Below are 13,969 nucleotides of genomic sequence, written 5' to 3'. Positions count from 1 at the left end.
TGTTAGCTTGTTGTGGAATATTTTTGGTGATTGGGGTTATTTATTTAGTTGTTTTTGCGAAGTGAAAAAGCGTCAATCGTGGCATAATGATATTGCCATAGATTGACGTTTTTATTATATATGAAAAGGAACAAAACATGAAAATCAACCAATACATAAGCGAAGCAAAATCTTGCTCAAGACGCGAGACAGATCGCCTTATTAAAGCTGGACGCGTGGCTATTAATGGCGAAATATGTACGCACGGTGCACTTGTGAGCGATGGTGATGTTGTAACGATTGATGGGCAAGTTATTGTAAAAGAAGAGAAAGAAAAGGTGTACATAGCCTTTCATAAACCAGTCGGGATTACTTGTACAGCAGCTGATCATATTGAAGATAATATTATTGATTATATCAATTACCCAGAGCGAATCTTTCCAGTTGGACGATTAGATAAAGCATCGGAAGGACTTATCTTATTAACGAATGACGGCGGCATTGCGAATCGAATTTTACATGGTGATCATGAGCACGAGAAGGAATATGTTGTCAGAGTCGATAAACCTTTTACGGACTGGTTTATTGATGAGATGGCCAGCGGCGTAAAGATTAAAGATGGTATGACGAAGCCGTGTAAAGTGACGAGAGTCGATCAATCAACATTTCGTATCATTTTAACGCAAGGGATGAACAGGCAAATTCGTAGAATGAGTCGTGCTTTCGGATTTACTGTAATAAAGCTAAAGCGAGTGCGCATTATGAATATAGAGCTAAATGAGCTTGGAGTAGGAAAATGGCGGAACATTGCAACTGAGGAATTAGAGATATTAAAAGGGCAGTTATAGGGAGGAAAAATTTTCTCCCTATATTTTTTTGTCAGAAAAAATAAAACTATTGATTTTTTAAAAAATAGCCCATATAATAAAAAACAACAAGTTTCGACAAGATATTTTATAAAAGTAATGATGAGGACATGAGTTGTATTTTACGATTCTCAGAGAGGGGAGCCTTAGGCTGTGAGCTTCCTAATACGAAAAGACAAGCTTACCACCTCTAAACTTCAAGAGTGAACTGCATGCATGATGCATTGTAATTCTTGACGGATAAAACCGTTATCAATTTACACGAGCTATAAAATGAGCTTATTTTGCTATAAATTCATTTTATTAGAATAAGGGTGGAACCACGATTTCAACACTCGTCCCTTTGTTAGGGACGGGTGTTTTTTGCGTTCTTTTACGGGGAAGTATGCTTGAAAGAGGATATGTGACGGATTTAGATTCAGAATATTTTGTCAATTAATTATTTTAGGAGGTTAGCAGAAATGAAATCATCTTTAAAGTTTTCAGAGATGTTTGCAATAAGTTTAATGTTATTTGCACTGTTTTTTGGTGCAGGTAATATGATTTTTCCACCAGCGTTAGGGCAAGGTGCTGGAACGGACGTATGGATCGCACTGTTTGGTTTTATCGTAACAGGGGTTGGACTACCTTTATTAGGAGTAATTGTTATAGCTTTAAAGGGAGATATTAATGAGCTAGCAGGACGTGTACATCCTATATTCGCACTTGTTTTTATCACTGCAATTTATTTATGTTTAGGCGTATTCGTAAGTGTGCCGCGTACAGGAACAGTAGCTTATGAGATGAGTGTTGCACCGTTTTTACCAAGTGAGATAGCTGGTCAGTCATATCCACTTGTTATCTTTACACTTATTTTCTTTGCAGTCACTTTCTATTTAGCTTTAAATCCTTCGAAATTAGTGGGTCGTATTGGTAAAGTGCTAACTCCAATACTATTAGCTGTTATTGCAATTATCGTAGGTAAAGCACTTATTACACCAATTGGAGAATTTGGTGCACCGACAGAAGCGTATAGTGCTCCTCTCTTTAAAGGATTTATTGACGGATATTTAACTTTAGATGGACTTGCAGCACTGGTATTCGGAAATGTTGTAATTCATGCGTTAAAAGAAAAAGGCATTACAAATAAAAACAGTATTGCAAAAGTAACAATCTTTGCAGGATTTATTGCAGCGCTTGGTTTACTACTTGTGTATTTAGCACTTGCTTATCTTGGAGCTTCTAGTGTGTCACTTGGAATGGGCGCAAACGGAGGAATTATTTTAACAAATGTCGTGAATCATTTATTTGGTAGCTACGGAACTTTATTACTAGGGATCGCAATTACAGCAGCATGTTTAACAACTTCTGTAGGTATTGTTGCAGCTTGTGGTGATTACTTCTCTTCCTTATTACCAAAGCTTTCTTATCAAAAAGTCGTTTTCATTTTCTGTGTATTAGCATTTATGGTAGCAAACCTTGGGTTAACTCAGTTAAATGCATTAGCATTACCAATCTTAATCGCCATTTATCCAATTGGAATCGTACTTATCGTACTATCACTTGTTGAAAACTACGTTCGTCTTCCATTAGCGATGTATGTGGGCGGGATTGTAGGAGCATTTGCAATAAGTTTCTTTGATGGGTTACACAATGCAAACCTTCAAATTGCAGCGCTAGCACCTATTTTAGATAAGATTCCATTATATAGTGTAGGAATTGGTTGGTTAGTTCCAGGCATAATCGGTATAGGATTTGGTTATATAGTTTCTAAGTTTCAAAAGCAGGAAATTGCTGTAGAAAAATAGAGAAAAGAGGCTTTCTATAATAGAAAGTCTCTTTTTTTGTAGAAAAAGCCATATATAGAGAAATTCAGATATTAAAAATTTTATACGTAATATAGTTGACAAAAAATTTATGAGTAGGCTAAGATTGACTTAGTTGTGGAAATATTGGAAGGGAAGTGAGGGAAAAGGGGTTTCTATAACTAAAGTGTTGTTAGGGGGAAGAGGTGAAAGAAGAGGAGAAGAGATAGTTTATTTTTTTTGATTTATATTGAGAATGATAATCAATAAATAAGTTTTGTAATTTTTTCTCAGTGTCTATGCCTTCATATAAGGAATAGGGTGAGATATTATTTTTAACATTCAATGAGAATGATAATCAATAATGCTTATGTTACATAAAAGAATGCTAATTAAATAATAGGTAGAAGAGATTATTTTTTTCTTATAAATTGAGAATAATTATCATTTTCAAAAAGTGAAGTGAAAGATAACCAAGGAGGAAACAAGAAAAATGAAAAAGGTTTCTGTATTACCCGCTTTTATTATAACGTTCGTATGTATGCTAGCTTTTCTTGTAATGCCATACGGGAATGCTTCAGCAAAACTAGCTGATGGTACTTACGATATTAATTATGTAATTCAAAAAGCGGAAAATGATTCAGCTTCAATGGCAAATGACTATTTTGAAAAGCCAGCAAAATTAATAGTGAAAAACGGTGAGATGAGAGTACAAGTTCCGATGAATCATAGTGCTTGGATTACAGAATTTAAAGCACCAGAGAACGGGAATTTTGTTGATGCGAAAGTTGTTAGTAAAGATGAATCGGCAGATAAAAGAACAGTAGAGTTTAAAGTAGATGATTTATCCAAACCAGCAGCTGTAAAAATTCATGTTGTTGTACCAAATGCAAACTATGACCACCACTACACAATTCGTTTTGCTTTTGATGCAAATGTAAAAGCTGTAGGTGGCGATAACGGCGTAGCTGCTACAACAAAAAATAATGATCAAGCGAAAACAGATACACAAGTAAAAGAAGAGAAAACAAAAGTAGAGAGTAAGGAAACAGCTAAAGAAGTGAACAAAGAAACAAAAAATGAAAATGGAAAAGCTGAAAAAACAGATAACCCAAAAACAGGCGATGAAGCACGTATTGGATTGTTTGCAGCGTTAATTCTTATTTCAGGTGCTTTCTTAATTCGTAAAGTGAAATTGAGTAAATAAATCTTTTGAAGGGTGATGAATATATGTTTAAACAATTTAAAATGATTATTGCCGTATTTGCTGTTTTATTTACGTTTATCGCAACACTAGGTTTACAAGATGCAAAGGCTGCTACAAAACTAGCTGATGGAAAATATAATATTGCTTTTACTGTATGGAAAGGCGATAAAGATGAATCGTCTAGAATGAATAGTTATTTTGAAAGCCCAGCAACATTAACAGTTAAAAATGGAAAACAATATGTTTCATTTAAAGTGAAAGATAGTGCTTCTATTAAAAGTTTCCAAGTAGAAAAAGATGGTCAATTTTTAGAAACAACCGTGTTAAGTGAAAACAAAAAAGATAATACTAGAGTTGTAGAATTTGAAGTTGCTGACTTGTCAAAAAAACTAAATGGCAAGGTGAAAATTAATATTCCAATTATTAATTATAATGCTTCGTATGATATTCGCTTTGTATTTGATGGGAACAGTATTAAATAATTTTCAAAAGGGAGAGTCGTTCCATTGAACAGGTATACAAAAATTATTGTTGCTATGTTTTTAATGATATTTACATTCGTATCAACATTACAACCACTTGCAGTTCAAGCAGCTACCAAGTTGGCTGACGGTGAATATTCAATTGGTTTCAAAGTTTTAAAAGATACATCAGATGAAGAATCGATGATGAATCAATATTCAGTAAGCCCGGGAACTTTAAAAGTGAAGGATGGGAAAAAGAAAGTATCCTTTACATTAACGAATAGTTCATGGATTACGAAGTTTGAAACAGAAAAAGCAGGTAAGCTAGTTGCGACAAATGTAATTAGTGAAGATAAAGAAAAAGATACAAGAGTAGTAGAATTTGATGTAGAAGATGTAGAGAAGGTATTAAATGCAAAAGTAAAAGTAGATATTGATTTTTTAAATTATCATCATGAGTACGACGTTCGTATTGCATTTGATCAAAATAGCGTTACACCAATTCATGTAGAAAAACCAAATGAAAAAGAGGACCCAGCTAATAAGCCAGATCCAAATGAAACTACCGATCCAGGTCAGAAGCCCGACCAAAAGCCTGACCCAGATCAACAACCAAATTCTAACACAATTACAGATGGTGCGTACAGCATTCCATTTAAAGTGTTAAAAGATCAAACAGATGAAGAATCTAAGATGAATACTTACATGGTAAATCCAGGAGTATTAAAAGTAGAAAACGGTAAGAAAAAAGCAATTGTAACACTAAAAAGTAGCTCATTAATTAAAAATTTCCAAACGGAAAAAGATGGCGCATTTGTTGATGCAAAAGTAGTGAGTGAGGATAAGGAAAAAGATACAAGAGTAGTAGAGTTTGAAGTAAACGATTTATCTAAAAAACTAAATACAAAAGTATTTATCGAAATGGCATCAAGAAATTATAAGCAAACGCATGATGTACAACTTTTATTTGAACAAGATAAACTTGAACAAATTAAAAATGAAGAGAAAAAACCAGAAGTAGAAAAACCGGAAGTAGAAAAACCAGAAGTAGAAAAACCGGAAGTAGAAAAACCGGAAGTAGAAAAACCAGAAGTAGAAAAACCGGAAGCAGAAAAACCAGATGAAAATAAAAAACCAGATGCTGAAACAATTAAAGATGGTGAATACAGCATCAATTTTAAAGCATTAAAAGATCAAACAGACGAAATTTCAATGATGAACACATATACAAAAAGTCCAGGTGTGCTAAAAGTAAAAGATGGTAAGAAGTATGTATCCTTTACGTTAACGAACAGTTCTTGGATTACAAAATTTGAATTTGAGAAAAATGGTTCATTTGTTGATGCAAATGTAATAAGTGAAGATAAAAAAGCTGATACACGCGTAGTGGAAGTAGAAGTACCAGATTTATCGAAAAAGTTAAATGCAAAAGTAAAAGTAGATATCGATTCAATGAATTATCACCATTTTTACGATATTCAATTTGCATTTGATAAAGGTAGCACTAAGCCGTTAGATAACCAAGGTGGAAACAACAACCAAGGTGGAAACAACAATCAAGGTGGAAACAACAACCAAGGTGGAAACAACAACCAAGGTGGAAACAACAACCAAGGTGGAAACAACAACCAAGGTGGAAACAACAACCAAGGTGGAAACAACAACCAAGGTGGAAACAACAACCAAGGTGGAAACAACAACCAAGGTGGAAACAACAACCAAGGTGGAAACGACAACCAAGGCGGAAATAACAACCAAGGTGGAAACGACAACCAAGGCGGAAATAACAACCAAGGTGGAAACAACAACCAAGGTGGAAACAACAACCAAGATAATAACACAACAATTGATCCAAAAGCTCTTAAAGATGGTGAATACAGCATTGGCTTTAAAGTGTTAAAAGATCAAACAGATGAAATCTCAATGATGAACACATACACAAAAAGCCCAGGTGTATTAAAAGTAAAAGATGGTAAGAAATACGTATCGTTTACATTAACAAATAGTACATGGATTACGAAATTTGAATTTGAGAAGAATGGTTCTTTCGTTAATGCAAAAGTGTTAAGTGAAAATAAAGAACAAAATACAAGAGTAGTAGAAGTAGAAGTAAACGATTTGTCTAAAAAATTAAATGCAAAAGTAAAAGTAGATATTGATTCAATGAATTATCACCATTTCTACGATGTTCAATTTGTATTTGATCAAGACAGTATTAAAGCTTTAGGGAACCAAGGAGGAAACGACAACCAAGGAGGAAACGACAACCAAGGCGGAAACGACAACCAAGGAAGAAACGACAACCAGGGTGGAAATGACAACCAAGGTGGAAATAATAACCCGAAAGTAATAGTTGATCCGAAAAATTTAGTAGATGGCCAATATGATATTACATTTAAAGTATTAAAAGATAAAACAGATGAGATTTCAAAGATGCATGACTATGTTGTAAATCCAGCGAAATTAATCGTAAAAGATGGTAAAAAATACATTGAGATGACGCTGAAAAATAGTGCGTGGATTACGAAATTTCAAACGGAAAACAAGGAACTATTCGCTGATGCGAAAGTAGTAAGAGAAGATAAAAATACAAATACGCGAGTAGTACAGTTTGAAGTAGAAGATCTATTTGAAAAATTAAACGCAAAAGTAAAGGTAGACATCGATGAGATGAACTACCATCATTTCTACGATGTACAAATTCAATTTGATACAAATAATATCGGCGCGTTAGAAACTATTAAAGAGGAACCGAAAAATGAACCGAAAAATCCAGTGACTACACCGAAAGTAGATAATGTAAAAACAGTAGGTACTCCTGATTTTAACCGAAATGCAGATGGTCAGAAGAAAAAAGAAGATACAAAAAATGATTCAAAAAAAGAGAAAAACTCAAAAACTGCAGATACAGCACAACTTGGTTTATACATGGTGTTACTGCTAGGTTCACTTGCTTTACTAGTCCGTAAATATAGAGCAGGTAGATTGTAATTTTTGGAGTCTTGATGCATGTTCGCGTGCATCAAGACTTGTTTCATATTGTATGGAAGGGAGTGGTGATTGAGAGTGAAGAAAATCGTAAGTGTACTAATGGCTATCATTTTGTTAATGAGTATAGCCGGGTGCTCATCACCCAAAAAAGAAACAGCAAAGCAGGTAAAGAGTGAGAGTAAAGAGCGCGTTGTTGCAACAACAGTGGCTGTTACTGAAATTATGGATGCGTTAGAAGTAGATTTAGTCGGCGTTCCAACAAGTTCTAAAACTTTACCGAAGCGATATAAAGGTTTACCTGAAGTTGGGAATCCAATGAGTCCAGATATGGAAAAGGTAAAGTCATTAAAGCCTTCAGAAGTGTTATCTGTGACAACACTTGAATATGAATTAAAGCCAGTTTTTGATGGTGTGGGTATGAAAGCAAACTTTTTAGATTTAACGAGTTTAAAAAACATGCAAAGTTCTATTAGCGATTTAGGTAAGAAATATGGACGTGAAAAACAAGCTGAAGCAGTGGTAACTAAGTTAGATAAAAAGGTTGCTAGCATTCAAAAGGAAGTAAAAGGAAAGAAAGAACCGACAGTGCTTATTTTATTAGGTGTGCCGGGCAGTTATTTAGTAGCAACAGAGCATTCTTATATTGGAGATTTAGTGAAACAACTAGGTGGTAAAAATATTGTGCAAGGTGAACAAGTAGAATATTTAGCTTCTAATACAGAGTATTTAAAGAAAGCTGATCCAGATATTATTTTACGAGCAGCTCATGGTATGCCTGATGAAGTTGTAAAAATGTTTGATAAAGAATTTAAAACAAATGACATTTGGAAACACTTTGCTGCGGTTAAAAATAACCGTGTTTACGATTTAGAAGAGCGTTTATTTGGAACGACAGGAAATTTAGCAGCAATTGAAGCGTTAGATGAATTGAAAAAAATGATGTATCCGTGATGCATTTTAATATAAAGGAAGAGTAGAATGAATAAAAAAACTTGGAGTTTCCTCATTGTTACTGCATTGCTCATTGTTATGACATCATTGTCAGCGATGAAAGGGAGTTTAGAAGTAGGTATTGTTGAACTTATACAAGGGATATTTACAGGTGGAAATGAAGAGGTTGAAGTCATTAAAGATTTACGTTTCCCGCGTATTATTATTGCGTTGTTCACTGGAGCGGCTCTTGCTGTTTCAGGGGTGCTTTTTCAAGCTGTTATGAAGAATCCACTCGCTGATGCTGGGGTAATCGGTATATCTTCAGGAGCTAGTTTTATGACACTCGTTATTATTACGTTGTTCCCGCAATTCTTTTTCTGGACACCCGTATTCGCCTTTTTAGGTGGTGCGTTTGCGTGTTATCTCGTTTATTCGTTTTCATGGAAGTCAGGGTTAAGCCCGCTTCGCATTATTTTAATTGGTATTGCCATTAATGCGATGTTTACTGGATTAAATGAATCATTCGTTACAATTTGTGGGTATTTTATTAAGAGTATTAAGCAAACGACGACTTCTAACATAACAATGAAGACGTGGGGCGATGTAGAAATAATGGTGACTTATGGAACGGTTGGTCTTATTCTTGCTCTGTTCGTAGGAGCTTGGTGTAACTTATTATCGCTACAAGATAAGACTGCGAAAAACTTAGGTTTGCACGTGACGAGAGTTCGCCTTATTATTTCTGCCATTGCAGTACTCTTAGCGGCAGTATCAACAGCGATTGCAGGTGTTATTGCTTTTGTAGGATTACTAGTTCCGCATATTTCAAGACAATTAGTCGGTTCAGATCATAAAGTATTAATTCCATTTTCTGCTCTTGCAGGGGCGTTATTAATTTTGACGGCAGATACGATTGGAAGGTTAATTGTGCCACCTAACGAAATTCCAGCAGCAACAATTATGGCGGTTATTGGTGGTCCATTCTTAATATTCTTGCTTAGAAAGAGTGATAAAGTTCATGGAAATTAAAAATGTAACCTTTTCATACGATAACGTAACAAATCGTTTAAAGTCTGTTAGTAGTGAAATAGAGATTGGGAAAATTACAACAATCATTGGCCCGAATGGATGCGGGAAATCAACATTACTTAGTGTCATGTCTAGAAATCACGTTCCTAGCAGTGGAGAAGTAATACTTGATGGGAAAGCGATTAGTGAATATAAACCGAAAGAGTTTGCTAGAAAGCTAGCAGTTGTCCATCAACAAAATGAGGCTCCAGCAGATATTACAGTGGAAAAGCTAATAAGCTTTGGGCGTATGCCATATAAAAATATTTTCTCTCCGCAAACAGATGAAGATAGAGAAGTGATAGAGCGCGCACTAGTATGTACGAATTTACAAAGTAAGCGTGATAAGCCAATCTATGCTTTATCTGGTGGAGAGAGGCAGCGAGTTTGGATCGCAATGACATTAGCTCAAAATACACCAATGCTTTTCTTAGATGAACCGACAACATATTTAGATATTTACTATCAGCTAGAAATATTAGAGTTAGTGAAAGAGTTAAATGAAGTGTATGGACTAACGATTGTAATGGTATTACATGATATTAATCAAGCCATTCGTTATAGCGACTATATTATCGTTATGAAAGATGGAGAGATCATTACGAAAGGTAATCCTAATGATGTAATAACAGAAGAAATGGTTAAAGCAATATATGGTGTAGATGTCATTGTAAAGCAGGATGAAGATACCGGATTGTACATGGTACCTATGGGAATCTAAAGGCTGAGCATAATCCGTTTTGAGGTGATAATTTGAATAGCAAGAAAGGACGGAAAAAGAATTCTTTTTTTCAACGCATACTTACAATTGCGTTTTTAGGAATCTTTTTCTATTCAATGTATGAGTTGGGCGGGATTTTCATGGATTATTATGAAAATCGTAAAGTAATGGCTGAGGCACAACATATTTATAAAAGAAGTCCAATGGAAGAAAAATCGGAAGACGGAGAGGTACGTAAACAGTTTCAGGATCTCCAGAAAATTAATCCAGAGATAGTCGGATGGATTACGATGGATGATACACAAATTAATTATCCAATCGTTCAAGCAAAAGATAATGATTACTATTTATTTCGTAATTATAAAGGTGAAGATATGAGAGCGGGAAGCATTTTTATGGACCATCGTAATGATGTGAAATCTCAAAATCGAAATACGATTTTATATGGTCATCGTATGAAAGACGGTTCTATGTTTGGTAGTTTAAAAAAGATGTTGGACGAAGACTTTTTCATGTCCCATCGTAAATTATATTACGATACATTATTTGAAGGATACGACGTTGAAGTTTTTTCAGTATACACGACAACAACGGACTTTTATTACATTGAAACGGATTTTGAAAATGATGCAGCATATACATCGTTCTTAAAGGAAATCCAAGAAAAATCACTGTACAAAACGGATACGGAATTGACGGCTAATGATGAAATTGTAACACTTTCTACTTGTGACTATGCGCTTGATCCAGAGGCTGGAAGGCTAGTTGTACACGCAAAATTAGTAAAAAGAAATTAAAGAAAAAAGTATAGAATATGAGAAGTGATAGATAACGCTTCTCATATTCTATACTTTAAAAAAGAACTGTTTTTACTGTGCTGCAGCCATTGGCATACGTACAACTTTTACATCATAGTAAGCAATTTTATTATCAAGAATATATTCTGGCATCCCGCCTTGATGTGAGTGAGCATCTTTAAATGCGGCGCTCTTTGTCCAACCCTGGAAATCTTCTTTTGCATTCCAGCGAGTGCTAATTGTTACTTCATCATAATCAACTGTATTTTGCGTTAAAAGAACTTCTAGACCTAAAAAGCCTGGCATCGTTTCAACTTTACCTACTTTATTAAAACGCTCAATTAATTTATGTCCATTTCCCTTTGTAATTTTAGCTGTATTTGTAACAATAATCATGTTTATTCCTCCTATAAATGTAGCTATATTTTCAAGAACTCATATACATTAAATGATAATGAAAATCATTATCATTGTCAATGGTAAATGTGAAATATATAATTTTTTTCTATTATTTTGGACAGTGAGATTTCCATTTCAAAACGTAGTAAATATGTGGCGGTTAAGTGCGAGAATGAGCGAGTTGTACTAGCAAAGCAATAATATGGTATAGTGAAACGAGGCTGTTTTTTCAGGCTCGTTTTTTAAATGCTTCCTATAGAGAAAGCATGCAAATGGAAAGGAAGTTATTATATGCGATCAGAAGTAACTATAAAAATAAAACCGAAATTTATAAAAGAAATTAAAAGTGGATATCCACTTATTTTAAAAGATGCAATTCAAAATTTAAACGATGTTCGTGAAGAAGGGACAATCATCAAAGTAGTAGATGAGAAGAACAACTTTGTCGGAAAAGGTTATTATGGAAAACAAAATAAAGGATACGGCTGGATTTTAACGAGAAAAGAGAGTGAACAAATTAATCAATCTTTCTTTGAAAGTAAAATCAAATCAGCCTTACATAAACGAAAACAATTTTATAAATTAAGTGATACGACAGCATTCCGTGTGGTGAATGGTGAAGGTGATGGTCTTGGCGGATTAATTATTGATTACTATGACGGATACTACGTAGTAAGTTGGTATAGTGAAGGGATTTACACTTTCAGAGATGAGATTATAGCAGCTCTTCAAAAAGTAGCAAACTTTAAAGGCATTTATGAGAAAAAGCGTTTTGATACGAAAGGGAAATACATTGAAGGTGATGATTTCGTAGCAGGAGAGCGCGGTGAGTTTCCACTTATCGTAAAAGAGAACGGTGTGAACTTCGCTGTTTATTTAAACGACGGGGCAATGGTTGGTGTATTTTTAGATCAACGTAACGTTCGAAAACAAATTCGTGATAAATATGCAAAGGGAAGAACAGTGTTAAATATGTTCTCTTATACAGGTGCTTTCTCTGTATTTGCAGCGCTTGGCGGAGCGAGTAAAACGACGAGTGTTGACCTTGCAAATCGTAGTTTAAGTAAAACAATTGAGCAGTTTAGCGTCAATGAAGTTGATTATGAAGCACAAGATATTATTGTAGAAGATGTATTTCTTTACTTCAAATATGCAGCTAAGAAAAAGATGAAATTTGATATGGTCGTACTTGATCCTCCAAGCTTCGCCCGATCAAAAAAATATACATTTAGTGCAGCAAAAGATTATAAAAATTTATTAAAAGAAACAATTGCTATTACAGAAAATAACGGTATTATCGTTGCTTCTACAAATTGTAGCGCATTCGATATGAAAAAGTTTAAAGGCTTTATCGATACAGCCTTTAAAGAAATGAATGGCAAATATAAAATATTAGAAGAACATTCTTTACCAGAAGATTTCCGTACCATTGATCAATTTAAAGAAGGAGACTACTTAAAAGTAGTTTTCATCGAGAAAATTAAAGGTTAATAAAGAAAAGGAGCTCGAGTTTACTTGAGCTCCTTTTCTTATTGAACGATATTTTGTACTCTACCGACTTGCCCGTCCTGCAATCGCACTTTAATGCCATGCGGATGGGAAGGGGATTTTGTTAAAATATCTTTTACAATTCCACGTGTTAATTTGCCGGTGCGTTGATCTTGTTTTAATACAATATCAACTTCAAGGCCGGGTGCGATATTAGAACGTTTTTGTCCGTTCATTTACACACCTGTTCGTCTACGTTGGTTGTTTGTTTTCTTTGTTTGTTGGTTTTGTAATTTTTTCGTTTCTTGGCTTTGATTTTTTGCATTTTGACCATTTCCATTTCCTTGCTTTTTCTTAGCAAGTTGTTCGCGCATTAAATCAGCTAAGCTTACTTTTTTATTCTCTGACATGATAAGTCTCCTTTATATAAAGTTAATTAGGAACAATCGTAGTGAATTTCATCATATCATTGTTAAGGAAGGAAGGGAAGTTGGTTTGAAAATTCATATAATTGTTTCCAGCATTCATTGGTTGCGATACAATTGATATGTTAATGTTTGTAAAAAAGGGGATAGACATATGTCACATCATATTTTATTAGTGGAAGATGATATTTCAATTCAAGAGATGGTGGAAAAGTATTTAATAAAAGAGGGCTTTCAAGTTACAATCGCGTCTGATGGAGAGGAAGGCGTGAACACATATTTAAAAGGTTCATTTGATTTGATTATCCTCGACATTATGATGCCGAAGCTAGATGGATTAGAGGTTGTACGTATTATTCGTGAAAAAAGTGCAGTTCCGATTTTAATGATGTCAGCAAAAGATACAGATGTTGATAAAGCTGTCGGATTAGGACTTGGAGCAGATGATTACATTTGTAAGCCGTTTTCTATGATTGAATTGGCTGCACGTGTAAAAGCAGGTATTCGGAGGTCTACGAAATACTCGGCTACAGAAACAATAGAAAAAATGATTCAAATTGGTGATTTAACAATTGATCCAATTAATTTTACAGTTGAAAAAAACGGGAAGCCTCTCAAACTTACTTTAAAAGAATTTGAGATTTTAAAGCTATTCGTAAAGAACCAAAATCGTGTATTTACAAAAGCGCAAATATATACGTTAGTTTGGAATGAAGAGTATTACGGTGATGATAACGTTATTAATGTTCATATGAGAAGATTGCGTGAGAAAATCGAAAGTGATCCATCTAATCCAGAATATATTAAAACGTTATGGGGCATCGGCTATAAGTTGGAAGTGATGTAA

The 13,969-nt window shown here is 34.4% G+C and carries 14 protein-coding genes and 1 other annotated feature; of the genes, 11 read left to right on the top strand and 3 right to left on the bottom strand.

Annotation, left to right across the window (positions count from 1 at the left end):
• Positions 1 to 137 precede the first annotated feature (137 nt).
• The 9 genes from AC241_RS22530 (at position 138) to srtB (ending at position 10,810) form a co-directional block, all read left to right on the top strand.
• Entirely contained in the window at positions 138 to 827 is a 690-nt protein-coding gene (locus AC241_RS22530; protein ID WP_050844566.1) for a 23S rRNA pseudouridine(2604) synthase RluF, read from the top strand.
• Positions 828 to 935: 108 nt separating this feature from the next.
• Positions 936 to 1,191, top strand: a binding site (T-box leader).
• Positions 1,192 to 1,306: 115 nt separating this feature from the next.
• Positions 1,307 to 2,632, top strand: a complete 1,326-nt coding sequence (gene brnQ6, locus AC241_RS22525) for a branched-chain amino acid transport system II carrier protein BrnQ6 (protein ID WP_000842650.1) — start codon at positions 1,307 to 1,309, stop codon at positions 2,630 to 2,632.
• 490 nt (positions 2,633 to 3,122) lie between these two features.
• Entirely contained in the window at positions 3,123 to 3,836 is a 714-nt protein-coding gene (gene isdC, locus AC241_RS22520) for a heme uptake protein IsdC (protein ID WP_000757950.1), read from the top strand.
• Between the two features lie 23 nt (positions 3,837 to 3,859).
• A complete protein-coding gene (locus AC241_RS22515) occupies positions 3,860 to 4,318 on the top strand; it encodes an NEAT domain-containing protein (protein ID WP_050844565.1) in 459 nt (152 codons plus the stop codon).
• Between the two features lie 24 nt (positions 4,319 to 4,342).
• Positions 4,343 to 7,291: an NEAT domain-containing protein gene (locus AC241_RS22510; RefSeq protein WP_050844564.1), complete on the top strand. Its 2,949-nt coding sequence runs from the start codon at positions 4,343 to 4,345 to the stop codon at positions 7,289 to 7,291.
• Between the two features lie 69 nt (positions 7,292 to 7,360).
• Positions 7,361 to 8,242, top strand: coding sequence for a heme ABC transporter substrate-binding protein IsdE (gene isdE / locus AC241_RS22505; RefSeq protein WP_001264109.1), 882 nt, complete (start codon positions 7,361 to 7,363; stop codon positions 8,240 to 8,242).
• A gap of 27 nt (positions 8,243 to 8,269) precedes the next feature.
• Positions 8,270 to 9,253 carry a FecCD family ABC transporter permease gene (locus tag AC241_RS22500; RefSeq protein WP_016080126.1) on the top strand — a complete coding sequence of 328 codons (984 nt, stop codon included), beginning with the start codon at positions 8,270 to 8,272 and terminating at the stop codon, positions 9,251 to 9,253.
• Positions 9,243 to 10,013 carry an ABC transporter ATP-binding protein gene (locus AC241_RS22495; RefSeq protein ID WP_048563973.1) on the top strand — a complete coding sequence of 257 codons (771 nt, stop codon included), beginning with the start codon at positions 9,243 to 9,245 and terminating at the stop codon, positions 10,011 to 10,013. Before AC241_RS22500 ends, AC241_RS22495 begins: the two co-directional genes overlap by 11 nt.
• Before the next feature lie 32 nt (positions 10,014 to 10,045).
• Positions 10,046 to 10,810: a class B sortase gene (gene srtB, locus AC241_RS22490; RefSeq protein ID WP_016080128.1), complete on the top strand. Its 765-nt coding sequence runs from the start codon at positions 10,046 to 10,048 to the stop codon at positions 10,808 to 10,810.
• A 72-nt stretch (positions 10,811 to 10,882) separates the two neighbouring features.
• On the opposite strand, the gene isdG is transcribed toward srtB, so the two are convergent.
• Positions 10,883 to 11,206, bottom strand: a complete 324-nt coding sequence (gene isdG / locus AC241_RS22485) for a heme oxygenase (RefSeq protein ID WP_000587818.1) — start codon at positions 11,204 to 11,206, stop codon at positions 10,883 to 10,885.
• Between the two features lie 294 nt (positions 11,207 to 11,500).
• Between isdG and AC241_RS22480 the strand changes: the two genes are divergently transcribed.
• Positions 11,501 to 12,700, top strand: coding sequence for a class I SAM-dependent rRNA methyltransferase (locus AC241_RS22480; protein ID WP_043938373.1), 1,200 nt, complete (start codon positions 11,501 to 11,503; stop codon positions 12,698 to 12,700).
• A 38-nt stretch (positions 12,701 to 12,738) separates the two neighbouring features.
• On the opposite strand, the gene AC241_RS22475 is transcribed toward AC241_RS22480, so the two are convergent.
• Both AC241_RS22475 and AC241_RS34880 read right to left on the bottom strand, forming a co-directional pair.
• Positions 12,739 to 12,933, bottom strand: a complete 195-nt coding sequence (locus AC241_RS22475) for a YwbE family protein (RefSeq protein ID WP_001014307.1) — start codon at positions 12,931 to 12,933, stop codon at positions 12,739 to 12,741.
• A complete protein-coding gene (locus tag AC241_RS34880) occupies positions 12,934 to 13,107 on the bottom strand; it encodes a hypothetical protein (RefSeq protein WP_001293578.1) in 174 nt (57 codons plus the stop codon).
• Between the two features lie 169 nt (positions 13,108 to 13,276).
• Here AC241_RS34880 and AC241_RS22465 point away from each other — a divergent pair, with 169 nt between their 5' ends.
• Entirely contained in the window at positions 13,277 to 13,969 is a 693-nt protein-coding gene (locus AC241_RS22465) for a response regulator transcription factor (protein ID WP_000018029.1), read from the top strand.

This window comes from Bacillus thuringiensis, from assembly GCF_001182785.1.
GTDB lineage: Bacteria > Bacillota > Bacilli > Bacillales > Bacillaceae_G > Bacillus_A > Bacillus_A thuringiensis_S.
The sequence above is the reverse complement of the archived record's forward strand: the minus strand, read 5'-3'. Positions and strand labels throughout refer to the sequence as shown.

Bases quoted from the DNA above. Each gene is read 5' to 3' on its own strand.
- AC241_RS22530 (WP_050844566.1), top strand. From the start codon at position 138: ATGAAAATCAACCAATACATAAGCGAAGCAAAATCTTGCTCAAGACGC.
- brnQ6 (WP_000842650.1), top strand. From the start codon at position 1,307: ATGAAATCATCTTTAAAGTTTTCAGAGATGTTTGCAATAAGTTTAATG.
- isdC (WP_000757950.1), top strand. From the start codon at position 3,123: ATGAAAAAGGTTTCTGTATTACCCGCTTTTATTATAACGTTCGTATGT.
- AC241_RS22515 (WP_050844565.1), top strand. From the start codon at position 3,860: ATGTTTAAACAATTTAAAATGATTATTGCCGTATTTGCTGTTTTATTT.
- AC241_RS22500 (WP_016080126.1), top strand. From the start codon at position 8,270: ATGAATAAAAAAACTTGGAGTTTCCTCATTGTTACTGCATTGCTCATT.
- AC241_RS22495 (WP_048563973.1), top strand. From the start codon at position 9,243: ATGGAAATTAAAAATGTAACCTTTTCATACGATAACGTAACAAATCGT.
- isdG (WP_000587818.1), bottom strand. From the start codon at position 11,206: ATGATTATTGTTACAAATACAGCTAAAATTACAAAGGGAAATGGACAT.
- AC241_RS22480 (WP_043938373.1), top strand. From the start codon at position 11,501: ATGCGATCAGAAGTAACTATAAAAATAAAACCGAAATTTATAAAAGAA.
- AC241_RS22475 (WP_001014307.1), bottom strand. From the start codon at position 12,933: ATGAACGGACAAAAACGTTCTAATATCGCACCCGGCCTTGAAGTTGAT.
- AC241_RS34880 (WP_001293578.1), bottom strand. From the start codon at position 13,107: ATGTCAGAGAATAAAAAAGTAAGCTTAGCTGATTTAATGCGCGAACAA.
- AC241_RS22465 (WP_000018029.1), top strand. From the start codon at position 13,277: ATGTCACATCATATTTTATTAGTGGAAGATGATATTTCAATTCAAGAG.